Below are 14,631 nucleotides of genomic sequence, written 5' to 3'. Positions count from 1 at the left end.
ACCGCCAAATTGTGCGGCGGTTGATCCCCGATTGGCGGGAATTCCCGCCGGCCGGGTGCAGCACCTGCTGCCATTCTTCGGCGCTTTTCAGACGTTGAGCTCGGCGGGGCGCTGGTGCGCCGACGCCCACTATAGGCTCAGACCGTGCCCCCACAGCCTGCCGCCAGCAACACCCTCGTCACCCTGCAATTTCTCGGTATGGGGCTGATCTGGGGCTCCAGCTTTCTGTTCATCAAGATCGCGCTCGACGGGGTCAGCTTCGGTCAGGTCGCTTGGTCCAGACTCGTGCTCGGCGGACTCACCCTCGGCCTGATCGTGCTCGTGAACCGGCCGCGGGTGAACAACGGGCCGGTGCTGCCGCGCGAAGGCGTGGTCTGGCTGCACTTTCTGGTAATTGCGATCACCGGATGCGTGATTCCGCACCTGCTCTTCGCCTGGGCCGAACAGTACGTCTCGTCGAGTCTGGCGAGCATCTACAACGCGGTCACTCCGATCATGACGGCGCTCCTGGCGACGCTGGCGTTTCGGGTGGAGAAGTTCGTGCGCGCCCAGGTGGCCGGGGTGATGCTCGGCATTTTCGGCGTCGTCGTGATCATCGGTCCGTGGCAATACTCCTCGCTCACCGGCGACTTCTGGGGTCAGCTCGCCTGCCTCGGCGCGGCCGTCAGCTACGGCTTCACCTATGGCTACACGCGTCGTTTTCTGAGCGGCCGGCCGATCGCCGGCAGCACCTTCGCCTTTCTCAATATCGGCATCGGCGGTGGCATCATGTTGCTGCTGACTCCCGTGCTGGCCGGGAGCCCGGTGCAATTGACGCTGCCGATCGTGCTGTGTCTGCTGGCTTTGGGTGCCCTCGGCACCGGAGTCACCTACATCTGGAACATCAACGTGCTGCGCGCGTGGGGCCCGACCAACGCGTCCACGGTGACCTACGTGACACCCGTCGTCGGCGTGATTCTAGGGGTGCTCGTGCTGGCCGAAACGTTCTCCTGGCACGAACCGACCGGGGCGCTGCTGGTGCTCGTGGGCATCCTGCTCACGCAGAAACGGTTGCGGCTCGGGTGGTTCGGGGTGCGGGGCCGGGAGGCGGCGGCATCCGTTTGACGCGGGCAGCATGCATTATCGTAAAACCATGGCCGTACACGAGGAACTACCCCCAGAAGCCGCCGCGGCTGCGATCGACCAGCTGCACAGCATTCGCGAGAGCATCGACAATATCGACGCCGCGCTCATTCATCTGCTGGCCGAACGGTTCAAATTCACCCAGCAGGTCGGGCGTCTGAAAGCCGCCCACGGGTTGCCGGCCGCCGACCCGGCGCGTGAGCTCATGCAGATCGATCGCCTGCGCGGGCTCGCCGAAGAAGCGCACCTCGACCCGGCCTTCGCCGAGAAGTTCCTTAATTTCATCATCGCCGAGGTGATCCACCACCACGTGAAGATCGCCGGCGGCGAGCCGGTCGTGGTGGGACGGGCCGCTGGGGCTGCGGCGGGGCTTCCGGCTGGGTCGGCGACTGTGCCCGCTAAGACTGCTGTGCGCGCTGCGACGCACCCGGTGCCGCACCCGCCGACCGCGCATGCACCGAGCCGGGCGTCGTGATCGTTCGGCGCCGCGCTGTGGGAACCGTGTGGTCAGCAACGTGAGCTGGGATCTGCGCTCCCTCCCCGACCAGAGCGGCAAGACCTTCGTGGTCACCGGCGCCAACGCGGGCCTTGGTTATTTCACCAGTGAGCAACTCGCTGGGGCTGGCGCGCACGTCATTCTGGCCTGCCGCAACACCCTGAAAGCGGATGCCGCCGCGGCGGCCATCCGCGATCGCGCGCCCGGGGCATCCGTTTCTGTGCTGCAGCTGGATGTATCAGACCTGCAGTCGGTGCGCGAGGTCAGCGAGACCCTGCGTGCTCTGCCGCGTCTCGACGGTCTGATTCTGAACGCCGGAATCGTGCACCCGTCTGCCGACCGGCAGGTGAGCCTCGACGGCAACGAGCTCATCTTCGCGACGAACTTTCTGGGCCACTTCGCGCTCACCGCCGGCACCCTTACGGCCTTGCGCCGCACGCCCGGCAGCCGGGTGGTGTCGCTCGGGTCGCTGATTTCCCGACTGATGGATTCGTCCCTCGATGATTTGCAGCTCGCCACCACGTACAACGGGTGGAAGGCGTACGCGCAATCCAAGATCGCCATGCAGGTGTTCGGATTCGAACTCGACCGGAGGCTACGGGCGACCGGCGCCGGCATGGTGCAATCCCTGGTGGCACATCCGGGATATTCCATTTCGGGGCTGACTCCGACCATTCCCGGTGTCAATAGCGTCTCGCGGATCAAACGGGTGATCGACGGTGCGCAAACCGTGGTCGGCGCGCAGGGCAAGCACCACGGCGCCTGGTCGACCGTGCGTGCTGCAATCGACCCGGATGCCCACGGTGGCGACTACTTCGGCCCGCGCCTGCTCACCCGTGGCCGCCCCGTGCGCCAGCCCGCCACCCGCACCTCCCGCGACCGAGCCGTGGCCGCGCGTCTCTGGGAGCGAGCCGAGACCCTCATCGACGAGCCCTTCCTCTAATCCCTCTCGCGAAAGCGCAAAAAGTGCCCGATTGAGAGGTTCAATCGGGCACTTTTTGCGCTCTCGCGTGACGTTATACGCGTGGCATCGTGTCGCCACGCCGCTATCCTGACCAAATGAGTACAACTCCCGCCACCCTGACCGCAGTCACACTGGGCGACGGCCTCACGGTCAGCTTGCAGGGCTACGGAGGCATGTCGCTCACTCCGGTCTACGGACCCATCGACCCCGACGACGCCCTGCGCACGGTGACGCATGCTGTTGACTCCGGCCTCACCTTCATCGACACGGCCAACGTCTACGGCAACGGGTTGAGCGAGCAGACCATCGCACGCTTGATCGCCACCCGGCGCGATGAGGTTCAGCTGGCGAGCAAGTTCGGCATCCTCTCTGGTGGCGGCATCGGAGCGCGCGGCATCCGCGGTGACCGTGCCTACGTGTTCGAGCAGATCGACCTGAGTCTCGCCCGCCTCGGCACCGACCACCTCGACCTCTATTACCAGCACCGGGTCGACCCCGAAGTGCCGATCGAAGAAACCGTCGGTGCACTCGCCGAGCTCGTTCAGGCGGGAAAGATTCGCCACATCGGCTTGTCCGAACCGACCGGCGATGAGCTGCGTCGCGCGGTGGCCGTGCACCCGATCGCTGCGGTGCAGTCTGAGTGGAGCATTATCAGCCGGGACGTCGAGCGGCACGTTATTCCGACGGCGATCGAGCTGGGAGTCGGGTTCGTTCCGTACTCGCCGCTCGGGCGCCAATGGCTCACCGGACTCTTCGACCGTGCCTCGCTCACCGACGGCGACGGTCGCCACAAGTTTCCCCGGTTTGCCCCTGAGGCTCTCGCCGCCAACCAGCCGATGCTCGACGAGGTGCTGGCGGTGGCTCGTGAGGCCGGGGTTTCGCCGGCTCAGGTGGCGCTCGCGTGGATTTATGACAAGGGTCGCGCTCTTGGGGTTGCCGTGTCGCCCATCCCCGGCTCAAGGTTTATTGAGCGCGTGGACGAGAACCTGGCGGCCGCGGGCATCCGTCTCGATGCTGCGCACGTCGAGCGCCTGGACGCGCTCGCCGACCGCGTCGTCGCCGGCCGGTCATTCAACCCCCAGTGGGTCTCCGCCGGTCTCCGCCGGCCGCGAATAGCGACTCGCCTTCCTCGCGAGAGCGCAAAAAGTGCCCGATTGGGCCTCTCAATCGGGCACTTTTTGCGCTCTCGGCTTACGGCCGCCAGCCGCCGGCCATGAGCGCCACCGTCACCCTGCGGATCACCTCGGGCGGATTGCGGAGGTGGGATTTGTTGATGCGGATGACCCGCCAGGTCTCCTCCATGAGCGCGTCGAGGCGGTCAACGTCCCAGTGGTACTGGTTCTCGTCGGTGCGATGCTGCCCGCCGTCGTACTCGAGCAGAACACGGTACCGGCGAAAGACCAGGTCCCCGGTGGCAAGTCTCACGCCGGTGCGGCCCAGAATCAGGCCATTGACCTCGGGCTCTGGCAGGCCGGACCGCACGATCAGCAGCCGCAGGTCGGTCTCGCGGGGTGAGTCGACGCCCGGTCGAATCCAAATTAGCGCCTCGCGCAGGAGCTTCACGCCCCGGTGTCCCGAATAGCGACGAACGGCGGTGAGCAAGTCGCGCGTCGTTGCGAACGGATGCTTGCGGCGCATGAGTGCGTCGCCGATCCGGATCAAGTCGTCGAGTCCAAGCATGGTAGATAGCTGGCACCAGGTGTCGACCGCACTCGTGACGTGCAGGCCCTGAACGTCAACCACGGTGACTGTCTGGGGGGCGACGTGGTGGCCGCGAACCCCGCGTACCCGGTCGCGCAGCGCGGGTGCTTCGGTTGAGACATGAATGGTTTGGGTGCGTTCGACGGCGTAGGGCAGTGGGAGCCCGTGCACGCGAGCAGCAGTCACATGGCTGAAAAAGTCTGATTCGGACATGCGGTGGGCGTAGGTGTGGATGAGCAGGTTTACCGAGTTGTTCTTTCCACGCGGGGTGCGCGTTGCCGGATAGGGACGCGCCAAGTCGGACGCCCGCATCCGCTTCTTGGTTAGGCCGGCGCCACTGCCCTCGGCCGTGCTGAATGGACGTCCGTCAAAGTCCGGTGGAAGTCTGTGAGACCGATTCATGCCCACAGTGTGACCCAACTTCAACGAGTCCCAAGAGTTATCCACACCCCAAGCCCCTGGCAAGGTTCGCGAGAGCGCAAAAAGTGCCCGATTGAACCTCTCAATCGGGCACTTTTTGCGCTCTCGCGAGCTAGCTAGGCGAAGGCGGCGGGGAGGGTGGTGCGGTGACGCGACTGCATCTCCGAGAGAGTCGCAGCGAAGACGTCTTGCACCTCCAGGGCGTGCAGGGTGTTGTCCGTCACACCGATGCGCAGCACCGGAATGTACCGGCCGGCACACAGTCCGAGGAATTTCACGTCGTCTTCGCGCGGCACGCTGACGATGACGCGACCGGCCGACTCCGAGAACAGGGCAGTGGATGCGTCCACCCCGTCGCGCCCGCAGATGTCACCCAGCCAGACCCGTGCGCCCACCCCGAAGCGCATCACGGCTTCGGCGAGGGCCTGGGCAAGCCCGCCCTCGCTGAGGTCGTGGGCGCTGTCGATGAGGGCTTCCTTCGATGCGGCGTGCAGCAGACCGGCGAGGGCCTTCTCCCGGCCGAGATCCACAACCGGCGGACGACCACCGAGGTGGTTGTGCACGACACCGGCCCAGGCCGAGCCGTCGAGTTCGAGGCGGGTCTCACCGAGCAGGTAGATGTTGTGCCCGTCGTCCTGCCAGCCGCTCGGGATGCGGCGGGCGACGTCGTCGATCACGCCGAGCACGGCGACGACCGGGGTGGGGTGAATCGGCTGGTCGCCGGTCTGGTTGTAGAACGAGACGTTGCCGCCGGTGACGGGAATCTCCAGCTCGAGGCATCCGTCGGCGAGGGCGGTGACGGCCTCACGGAACTGCCACATGACCTCGGGGTTCTCGGGCGAGCCGAAGTTGAGGCAGTCGCTGACGCCGGCCGGCACGGCGCCGGTCGCGGCGACGTTGCGGTACGCCTCGGCGAGGGCGAGCTGCGCGCCGCGGTACGGGTCGAGCTGGCAGTAGCGGCCGTTGGCGTCGGTGGCGATCGCGAAGCCGAGGCCCGACTCTTCGTCGATGCGGATCATACCGCCATCGTCGGGAAAGGATAGCGCCGTGTTGCCCTGCACGTAGTGGTCGTACTGGTCGGTGATCCAGCTCGGGTCGGCCAGGTTGGGCGAGCCCAGCAGATCGAGGAACTGCTCGCGCAGGGTCTCGCCGTCGAGTGCACGGGGCAGCACGGAGGCGGTGTCGGCCTGGAGGGCGTCGATCCAGGTGGGGTAGGCGAGCGGGCGCTCGTAGACCGGGCCGTCGACGGCCACGGTGCGTGGCAGCACGTTGACGATCTCCTCGCCGTGCCAGTTGATGATCAACCGGCCGGTGTCGGTGACCTCGCCGAGCACGCTGGTCTCAACGTCCCACTTTGTCGTGACGGCGAGGAAGCCCTCGAGCTTCTCGGGCGTGACGATCGCCATCATGCGTTCCTGGCTCTCGCTCATGAGGATCTCTTCGGCGGTGAGCGTTGGATCGCGCAGCAGCACCTTCTCGAGTTCGATGAACATGCCGCCGTCACCGTTCGAGGCGAGCTCAGAAGTGGCGCAGCTGATGCCGGCCGCGCCGAGGTCCTGAATACCCTCGACGAGCTTGCCCGCGAACAGTTCGAGGCAGCACTCGATGAGTACCTTCTCGGCGAACGGGTCGCCGACCTGCACCGCTGGGCGCTTGGTGGGTCCGCCGGCGCTGAACGTGTCCGAGGCGAGAATGGATGCCCCGCCGATGCCGTCGCCGCCGGTGCGGGCTCCAAACAATACGACCTGATTGCCGACGCCGCGGGCGTTGGCGAGGTGCAGGTCTTCGTGGCGCAGCACGCCGACCGAGAGCGCGTTGACCAGCGGGTTGCCCTGGTAGACCCGGTCGAAGACGGTTTCGCCGCCGATGTTGGGCAGGCCGAGGCAGTTGCCGTAGAAGCTGATGCCGCTGACGACGCCGTGCACGACGCGGGCGGTGTCTGCATCGTTGATATCGCCAAAGCGGAGGGCGTCCATCACGGCGACCGGGCGGGCGCCCATCGAGATAATGTCGCGCACGATGCCGCCGACGCCGGTCGCGGCACCCTGGAACGGTTCGATGTAGGAGGGGTGGTTGTGCGATTCGATCTTGAAGGTGACCGCCCAGCCTTCGCCGACGTCGAGCACACCGGCGTTTTCGCCCATGCCGACCATGAGGTTCTTCTTCATGGCGGGGGTGACCTTGTCGCCGAACTGGCGCAGGTACATCTTCGAGCTTTTATAGGAGCAGTGCTCGCTCCACATCACCGAGTACATGGCGAGCTCGCCCGACGTGGGGCGGCGGCCCAGAATTTCGCGAATCTTCGCGTACTCATCGGCCTTGAGCCCGAGCGCGCCGTAGGGCTGCTCCTTCTCCGGCGTCGCAATGGCGTTGGAAACGGTGTCGGCGACGCCGCGGGAAGAGGTATTGGAAACAGCGGTCACGTGTGGAATTCTCCCCGAGATAGCGGATGCTTGACCCGGTCAGTCTACCGGTCGCCTCGTTATGCCGATATCGGCATGGTGCGGCAGACGGGAATCGGGTGCCTTCGGCCCGCAGGGAGGACTACTCGGCTCAGCTCTGCCCCCAACGAAAAACGGGCGGGTCGGATGCCGCAGCACCCGACCCGCCCTGTTGGGTTCAGAAGGTCAGTCCCTACTTCTCCCAACCCATGTTCTCGACGGGCTGCACGCCGAAGAGGTCCAAGCCAACGTAGGGCTCGGGAGTGAGATTTGCGAGGCCTTCCTTGACAGTCCAAATTTCTGGTCCGTTATACATCGGGAAGATGCCCCAGGTCTCGGCGAGGATCTCGGCTTCGAGCTTCATCGCCTGGACCGTCTGCTCCTTGGGGTCGGAGATCGACTCAAGCTGGTCGTGAATCTTCGCGTCGATCTCGGGAGTTCCCGTTCCGGAGAGATTGAGCCCACTGTCGGAGCAGTAGATCTGGCAGAACCATGCCGCACCGAACGGGTCAGAGGCAGTGAAGCGAAGCGAAAATATGTCCCAGTTCTTCGTGGAGTAGTCGGTCGAGAAGTCCTGAGGCGACCGCGTGTCGATGGTGACAGCAAAACCGGCGGCCTTCAGCTGCTGCTGCAAAGCCTTGGCGGCAGCCTCCTGCACGGGGTCGTCGCTGAAGATGGGGTAGGTCAACGCGAGGGCGACGCCATCCTTCGCGCGAATTCCGTCCTCGCCCGCGGTCCAGCCGGCCTCGTCAAGCAGACTTTTTGCGCCTTCGAGGTCAAACTTGTAGCCGGCCTCTTCGAGCGCGTTGACGTAGTCGGGCTGGAAGGCGTACAGCGTGAACGAACCAGCGGGATCCTCTTCGTAGTTCAGACCGTTCCAGACGACCTTCTTCTGCTGCTCCACGTCAACAGCCATGAAGAATGCCTTGCGAACATTGATGTCCTGGAACTGTGGCTTGTCGGAGTCAACCTGCAGCAGCGTGTTGGCCGTCTGCTGAGCCCGGTACGTCACGACCCCATCCATATCCTTGACCTGCTCGAGGCGGTCCTTGGTGTTGGTGCTGGCCATGTCGATCTCGCCGTTTTTGAAGGCGTTGATGGATGCTGCGCGGTCCAGCTGACGAAAGGTCACCTTGTCGAGCAGCGGCTTCTCGCCCCACCAATTTTCGTTTGGCTCAAACACCACGGTTCCGCCGTTGATGTCGAAGTTGCTGAGTTTGTACGGCCCGGCGCCCCACTCAGCGTGCGGTTCGTCAATGTAGCCCTCGTTGAAGATTTCGGGCGTGTTCACATTGGGGTTGAGCACAGTGGTGAAGAGCATCTGGGGCCACGCAAATTCACCTTTAAAGGTGACGACGGCCTGCTTATCTGTTTCGCCCTTGGTGACCGACTCGATCTCCTTGTAACCGTCGGTGGCATTGGGGCTGTAGCCCTCTTCGTAGGAGCGGTTCGCGATCCAGGTTGCTTCGAACGCCTTCCAGTCGATGGGTGCGCCATCGTTCCAGACTGCGTCGTCGTTGATGGTGAAGTTGACGAAGGTCTTGCCGTCCGCGGTGCCGAATTCCCAGTCGTCGAGGTAGGCATCGTTCTTGTAGGGCGTGCCATCTTCTTCCATGAGCAGAATCTGTGGCGTGTACCACGACGCGAGGCGTGAGGTGTCCGCGCTCGCGTCGCCGTTGAGGGGGTTCATCTGCGGGGTGATCTCCACGATCGGGAAGACCACTTCGCCACCCTGCTGAAGGTTCTCGCGTGGTTGGGGATTGTAGTCGGCTGACGAGACCGCAATGATGCTTTCGCCACTGTCGCCGGAGTCACCTGCCGCGGTGCAACCGCTGATACCGAGGGTGAGAACACCGCCCAGTGCGACAAATCCAAGGAGCTTTCTGTGCTGATTCATACCGTTCCTTACTGTGTGGGGCTGGAAATGGGAAAATCAACTCCGGCCAGGAACCGTGACACCCGAACGGTGTCAACGCTCACTGAGCTGAGACGTTTTATCTGAAATGGCAAGCGTTGCGATGGGTGTTCTCTAGCCCGGTCAACGGCGGCACTTCGCCAAGACAACGTGCCTGATCTTCGGGCGGCAAAACCTTGAAGAGCTGGCACCTGCTGGCAAACGAGCAGCCACCAATGTGATCGGTGGCGCTCGCCAGATCGCCAGTGAGCACGATGCGTTCGCGGGTGCGCTCGATGTCCGGATCCGGGATGGGAATCGCAGAGAGCAAAGCCTGCGTATAGGGATGCTGGGGGTTCTCGAAGATCTCGTCGACGCTGCCATGCTCAACGAAAGCGCCCAGATACATGACGGCCACGCGATCAGCGATGTGTCGAACGACGGAGAGGTCGTGCGCGACGAAGAGGTAGGACAGGCCCAGTTTGGCCTTGAGCTCATCGAGCAGGTTGATCACGCCAGCCTGGATGGAAACATCGAGAGCCGAGACGGGTTCATCAAGTACCACAATCTTGGGGTTGGTAGCCAGGGCTCGGGCGATACCGATGCGTTGGCGTTGGCCTCCCGAGAACGCGGACGGAAAACGGTTGCTGTGCGTTGGGTCGAGGCCGACCAAGTCCATCAGCTCATCGACCCGGCTTTCGCCCTCAGCTTTCTTGGTTCCGATCGCACGTAACGGCTCGGCGATGATGTCGGCCACCGTCATGCGCGGGTCGAGGGCGCCCATCGGGTCTTGAAACACGATCTGGATGTCACGCCGCAGGGTGCGCTCGGCGTGACCGCGACGCACATCGGCGACGCTGGTCCCGCCGAGGAGGATGTCGCCGTCAACCTGTTCAACCAGATCCATGATTTGCAGCAGCGTCGTGGTCTTGCCGCAACCCGATTCGCCGACGATCGCCATCGTCTCGCCCTCACGGATGTCAAACGATATTCCACGGATGGCATGGACTTCCCCAACCTTGCGTTTAAGGAAGGCCCCCTTCATCAAGGGAAAGGTCTTGGTCAAATTGCGTACTTCGAGGGTCACCGGCCGATCCGCACGGGGGACGCCCGCCAGCGCGCGCTCGGGGATGTCTGGCAGGGGAAACACTGGGTGCCCATCGATGAGGCCACCGTCGGTAATTTCGTGTGAACGGATGCACGCAGCGTGGTGTTCGCCCACCTTGTCGTTGCCAACGGCCACGAGATCAGGTTCGCGCGAATGACAGGCATCGATAACGATCGGACAGCGCGCCGCGAAGGGGCACGCATCCGGAAGATTGATCAGCAGCGGCGGGTTTCCCTTGACCGGTACGAGGGGCTGTTTTTCGGCCTTGTCGACCCGGGGGATCGCGCCAAGGAGACCAATGGAGTACGGCATGCGCGTGCGGTGGAAGAGCTCGTGCACGGGGGCCTTCTCGACCGGCCTGCCCGCATACATCACCAGCACATCGTCCGCTGTCTTGGCGACGACCCCCATGTCGTGAGTGATCATGATGACGGCGGCACCGGTCTCGCTCTGGGCTTTGGCGATCAGGTCGAGAATCTGGGCCTGGATCGTCACATCTAGGGCGGTTGTCGGCTCGTCGGCGATGATGAGTTTCGGCTTGTTGGCCATCGCGATCGCGATCACCACTCGTTGGCGCATCCCGCCAGAAAACTCGTGGGGGAAGGACTTCATGCGCCGTTCGGGATTGGGAAGCCCCACGGTTTCGAGCAGTTCGACGGCACGAGCCCACGCTGCACGCTTCGAGAGCTTGCGATGAACGGTGAGCGCCTCAATAAGCTGGTCACCAATGCTGAAGACCGGGGTGAGCGACGACAGCGGGTCTTGAAAGATCATCGCCAAACCATTGCCCCGGATCGCGGAGAGCTGCTTGTCAGATTTGCCCAGTAGCTCCTGGCCGTCGAAAGTGATTGAGCCAGAGACCCTGACGTTCTCGTCTAGCAGCCCCATGATCGCCAGCGACGTGACCGACTTGCCCGAGCCGGACTCGCCGACAATGCCGAGTGTGCGACCGGCCTTGAGGTCGAACGAGATGCCGCGTACGGCGTCGACTGTGCCCGTCTCCGAGGGGAAACTGACCTTGAGGTCGCGAACAGAAAGTAGTGGGTTGGTCATGCTCGCCCTCCAGCGGCCGAAGTCGGGTCGAGCGCGTCCCGCAGGCCGTCAGCGACGAGGGCCATCGAGACCGTGAGTAGCGTGAGCGCGGCGGCTGGAAAATAGAACAACCACGGTGCGCTGGTGATGGTGTTTGCCCCGGAGCCAATCAGTGAGCCGAGCGAGACATCAGGGATCTTGACACCGAAGCCGAGGAACGACAGACCGGTCTCGATCATCACCGCGGCAACCACACCAAGAGTGAAGTTGATCACCAGAAGCGAACCGATGTTGGGCAGCATGTGGCGCAGCACGATCTTCATACCCGGCACGCCCATGTAGCGGGCGGCGTGCACATACTCTCGTTCACGCAGTGAGAGGGCCATCGTCCAGATCACCCGAGCGGGGAAGAACCACCCGATGAGAATCATGATGAGCGAAATAATGCGCCAGTCTCCGCCGGAGTCGTTGGAGAACATTGCCAGAAGCAGGAATGTGGGCACGACCATCAGGAAATGAATGAGCAGCAGTGTGAGCCGCTCGAACATGCCGCTGAAGTATGCGGCCGCGGTACCAACCACTGCAGAGATCACCGTGGTTCCCACCGAGACTGCGACGGCAATCATGAGTGAGCGTTGCAGGCCGATTGCCACCTGGGCGAAGGTGTCGTTGCCCGCGCTCGTGGTGCCAAACCAGTGTTCGCCGCTCGGCGGCTCACCGATGTTGAGAAAATCGAGCTCAATGTGGTCGTAGCGCGCAAGCAGGGGAGCAACGAGCGCGAACAGCACGAGGACGGCGAAGATCACCAGGCCCGCGACCGCCGGACGATTGCGCCGAAAACGCCTGGAGTAGAGCTCCCACTTCGACATCCGTTTTCGGGGAAGCCGAATAGCAGTGGTCTCTGGTCCGACGGCCGGTTGGATTGAATTCCTGGGCATCTCAGCTCACCCGCACTCTCGGATCGAGAACAACGACGGCGATGTCGGCGAGCAGCGCTCCGATCGCGGTCAGAACCGCGCCAAACGCGGCAATCGCGACGGTTCCATGGATGTCATTCTTTGAAATGGTTTCGAGAAAGTAGCGGCCCATGCCATTCCATCCGAAAATCGACTCGGTGAGGATCGCACCCATGAAAACGGTGGGGATTGTGAACGCCACCTGTGTTGCGACCGGAATGAGCGAGGTGCGCAGCGCGTGCTTGCGAATGGCCTGCGCCTTCGTCAGGCCCTTGGCGCGGGCGGTGCGCACGTAGTCGGCGTTGATGTTGTCGAGCAGCAGTGAACGCTGAAGGAAATGGGTGCCGGCATAGCCAATGATCACGAGTGCGACGGTCGGCAAAATAAGATGCTGCAGGGCATCAACGATGATGGGGAAGAATCCTGTAACATCCGGACTCGCCGAGCCGGTGACGAAGAACACCGTCGTTCCCACCATGTTGTTGAAACCGATCGCCAAGAGCACGATTCCGAGAGCCGCCACGACGATATTGATGTTCATCGTGACGATTGAGGTGGCCTGACCGATGCGGTCGGCAATCTTGTACTGTCTGGACGCGGTGTACACGCCGAGAGCAATACCCAAGACGGTGGCGAGTATCGTGGCGCCGAGTACGAGCTCTGCGCTCACCCACATGCGATAGGCCACTTGATCATTCACCGACTGGCCGACCGGGCTTACTCCCCAATCCCAGCGGAAGATGATGCCGGAGAACCAGCTCCACCAACGCTCCAGGAGCGGAACGGTATCGCTGAGGTTTCGTGGTTGGAGCAGTTGGACTATCTGGTCCTCTGACAGGGGTGGGCGACGTCCAACGTAGTTGTTGCGCGGGTCAAGAAATCCCCATGCCAAGAAGTAAGTCAAAGTCGTCGCGACCACGATCATGAGCATCCAGCCGGCGAAGCGACGTATCAAGTACTTGATCAAGAGCTTGTCTTTCTGCAGTGAAAGCGCGTGTCAGGATCGCCGACGCAACGCTGAGTCAGTATGTGCTGTGTACACATGCGACCGTCGTTTGTTTACGTCGGGTGAACAGGTGCAGAACATTCGTACTATCGCAGTGTGTCACGGCTGATGTCCGTCGCGATAGTTAAAGCTCGCCATCGTGTCTCTTGGGAGACGAGCGGCAGCTCTCTTTACGCGCCGATGCTGGATGCCAGGGATCCAGCAGAAGACCGCCTCATCGACAGGTGGGGAACGTTGCTGAATGACCATCAGTCCCGGGAAAATCGCAACCGGTTTGACCCCCGTTTTGGGGGAGAAGCTTACTCCTCCAGTGGCCGTCGATAGCGTCGGTTGCGGCTTTGTGGAATGCCACGCCGCGGGTCGTCGTCGACGCGCTCTTTCACGATATCGCCACCGGCATCGATTTTCAGGTCGTGAACACTCACTTTGACCACCGCTCCCGCACCTCGCGGCTGCGATCCGCCGACGCGGTTCGACGAATCGTGGCTGCATCGATGCTGCCCACTATCGTGACCGGCGATTTCAACACGGATGCGAATACCGCCCCTTTTGACCGGATCACCGGTCAGGGCCTGCTGCTGGATACCTGGAAAACAGCAGAAGAACGCCTCGCCGAAGAGTGGGGAACGTTCCTGAACTACCGCCTTCCGCGGCGCAATCTCAAACGCATCGACTGGCTCCTCGTCACGCCCAGCGCCACCGTGCTGAAGGCTGCCATTAACGTGACGCATTTTGAGGGCGACTGGCCGTCGGACCACGCCGCGATACAGGCCGTCGTGAATCTCGCCGGCACCCCCCGAGGCTCGAGCGCCGACCTGTTTCGCGGGAGGGACCGAACCTGGCGGGACTCTAGGCTGGCGGGTGGGGATGTGACCATTCCCGGTTTAAGGGGAAACCATGAGCAGTGCCGATCCACCCGTCATTCCGGCTGAGGTCGCCAAGAGCGCGCCTCGTCGCAGCATCGTCGCGCTGATCGCGTTCTGGTTCTGGATCGCCGGAGCCTTGACCATATTCATTTCCACCGCGGTCGGGTTCGCCCAGCCGATCCGGACCGGCTCCGAGTTCATGTTCATTGTCGGGCCGCTGTTGCTCTACGCCATCTACGTCCCCATTCTGACGATCGGCGCAGCCGTGGCCGTCGTCGCCATCGCGATGAAGAATCGTCCCAAGCGCCTGGCGATCGTGGCGCTGGTGCTGAACGTGGTGTCGGTGCTCCCGGCGCTCTTGGTTATCCTGCTGATGATGGGTGGCATTCCCGTCAGCGCGAATTGACCTGCCCGCATGTCTAAAGGAACGCTCCCTCGCACACCAGCGGCCAACCGCTGACGCTCATTAGCCGCTGATTTGGGGCCGGTCCAGGTGCGATCAATAGCCCTGATGAGTTGCCCATTCGAGCCAGTTGGCCGGCAGCCACGAGCCGTCCTGCAATTGCGGGTGAGACGGATGCCGCGCGAGAGCCCAGAGCGCAAACACGAGCTCCGCCCACTCCGA

General features: G+C 63.1%; 11 protein-coding genes and 1 pseudogene. 6 read left to right on the top strand and 6 right to left on the bottom strand.

The features are described from left to right. Positions 1-144 precede the first annotated feature (144 nt). From E3T41_RS12735 to E3T41_RS12720, 4 genes and pseudogenes are all read left to right on the top strand, one after another. Positions 145-1,104 (top strand): DMT family transporter, encoded by a 960-nt coding sequence (locus tag E3T41_RS12735; protein WP_370257634.1) that lies wholly within the window; start codon positions 145-147, stop codon positions 1,102-1,104. Between the two features lie 28 nt (positions 1,105-1,132). After that, a pseudogene (locus E3T41_RS12730) lies at positions 1,133-1,450 on the top strand (chorismate mutase); the annotation flags it as partial. A 175-nt stretch (positions 1,451-1,625) separates the two neighbouring features. Beyond that, positions 1,626-2,561 carry an SDR family NAD(P)-dependent oxidoreductase gene (locus E3T41_RS12725; RefSeq protein WP_233195001.1) on the top strand — a complete coding sequence of 312 codons (936 nt, stop codon included), beginning with the start codon at positions 1,626-1,628 and terminating at the stop codon, positions 2,559-2,561. Positions 2,562-2,677: 116 nt separating this feature from the next. After that, entirely contained in the window at positions 2,678-3,799 is a 1,122-nt protein-coding gene (locus E3T41_RS12720) for an aldo/keto reductase (protein ID WP_134478898.1), read from the top strand. On the opposite strand, the gene E3T41_RS12715 is transcribed toward E3T41_RS12720, so the two are convergent. The 6 genes from E3T41_RS12715 to E3T41_RS12690 all read right to left on the bottom strand — a co-directional run bounded on the left by E3T41_RS12715 (position 3,774) and on the right by E3T41_RS12690 (position 13,101). Continuing rightward, on the bottom strand, positions 3,774-4,685 hold the full coding sequence (locus E3T41_RS12715) for a hypothetical protein (RefSeq protein ID WP_134478896.1): 912 nt from the start codon (positions 4,683-4,685) through the stop codon (positions 3,774-3,776). The two genes, E3T41_RS12720 and E3T41_RS12715, sit on opposite strands and share 26 nt — an antisense overlap. Positions 4,686-4,819: 134 nt before the next feature. Further along, a complete protein-coding gene (gene purL, locus E3T41_RS12710; protein WP_092447893.1) occupies positions 4,820-7,126 on the bottom strand; it encodes a phosphoribosylformylglycinamidine synthase subunit PurL in 2,307 nt (768 codons plus the stop codon). Positions 7,127-7,337: 211 nt separating this feature from the next. Then, positions 7,338-9,041 carry an ABC transporter family substrate-binding protein gene (locus E3T41_RS12705; RefSeq protein ID WP_134478894.1) on the bottom strand — a complete coding sequence of 568 codons (1,704 nt, stop codon included), beginning with the start codon at positions 9,039-9,041 and terminating at the stop codon, positions 7,338-7,340. Between the two features lie 97 nt (positions 9,042-9,138). Beyond that, on the bottom strand, positions 9,139-11,199 hold the full coding sequence (locus E3T41_RS12700) for an ABC transporter ATP-binding protein (protein ID WP_134478892.1): 2,061 nt from the start codon (positions 11,197-11,199) through the stop codon (positions 9,139-9,141). After that, positions 11,196-12,047 carry an ABC transporter permease gene (locus E3T41_RS12695; RefSeq protein ID WP_104129869.1) on the bottom strand — a complete coding sequence of 284 codons (852 nt, stop codon included), beginning with the start codon at positions 12,045-12,047 and terminating at the stop codon, positions 11,196-11,198. The genes E3T41_RS12700 and E3T41_RS12695 overlap by 4 nt, the downstream gene beginning before the upstream one ends. 70 nt (positions 12,048-12,117) lie before the next feature. After that, positions 12,118-13,101 carry an ABC transporter permease gene (locus E3T41_RS12690; RefSeq protein ID WP_134478890.1) on the bottom strand — a complete coding sequence of 328 codons (984 nt, stop codon included), beginning with the start codon at positions 13,099-13,101 and terminating at the stop codon, positions 12,118-12,120. 377 nt (positions 13,102-13,478) lie between these two features. On the opposite strand from E3T41_RS12690, the gene E3T41_RS12685 reads away from it, so the two are divergent. Beyond that, a complete protein-coding gene (locus tag E3T41_RS12685; RefSeq protein WP_134478888.1) occupies positions 13,479-14,072 on the top strand; it encodes an endonuclease/exonuclease/phosphatase family protein in 594 nt (197 codons plus the stop codon). Then, on the top strand, positions 14,038-14,412 hold the full coding sequence (locus E3T41_RS12680) for a hypothetical protein (RefSeq protein WP_134478886.1): 375 nt from the start codon (positions 14,038-14,040) through the stop codon (positions 14,410-14,412). The genes E3T41_RS12685 and E3T41_RS12680 overlap by 35 nt, the downstream gene beginning before the upstream one ends. Positions 14,413-14,631: the final 219 nt, after the last annotated feature.

This window comes from Cryobacterium sp. Hh38 (assembly GCF_004403235.1).
GTDB lineage: Bacteria > Actinomycetota > Actinomycetes > Actinomycetales > Microbacteriaceae > Cryobacterium > Cryobacterium levicorallinum.
The sequence above is the reverse complement of the archived record's forward strand: the minus strand, read 5'-3'. Positions and strand labels throughout refer to the sequence as shown.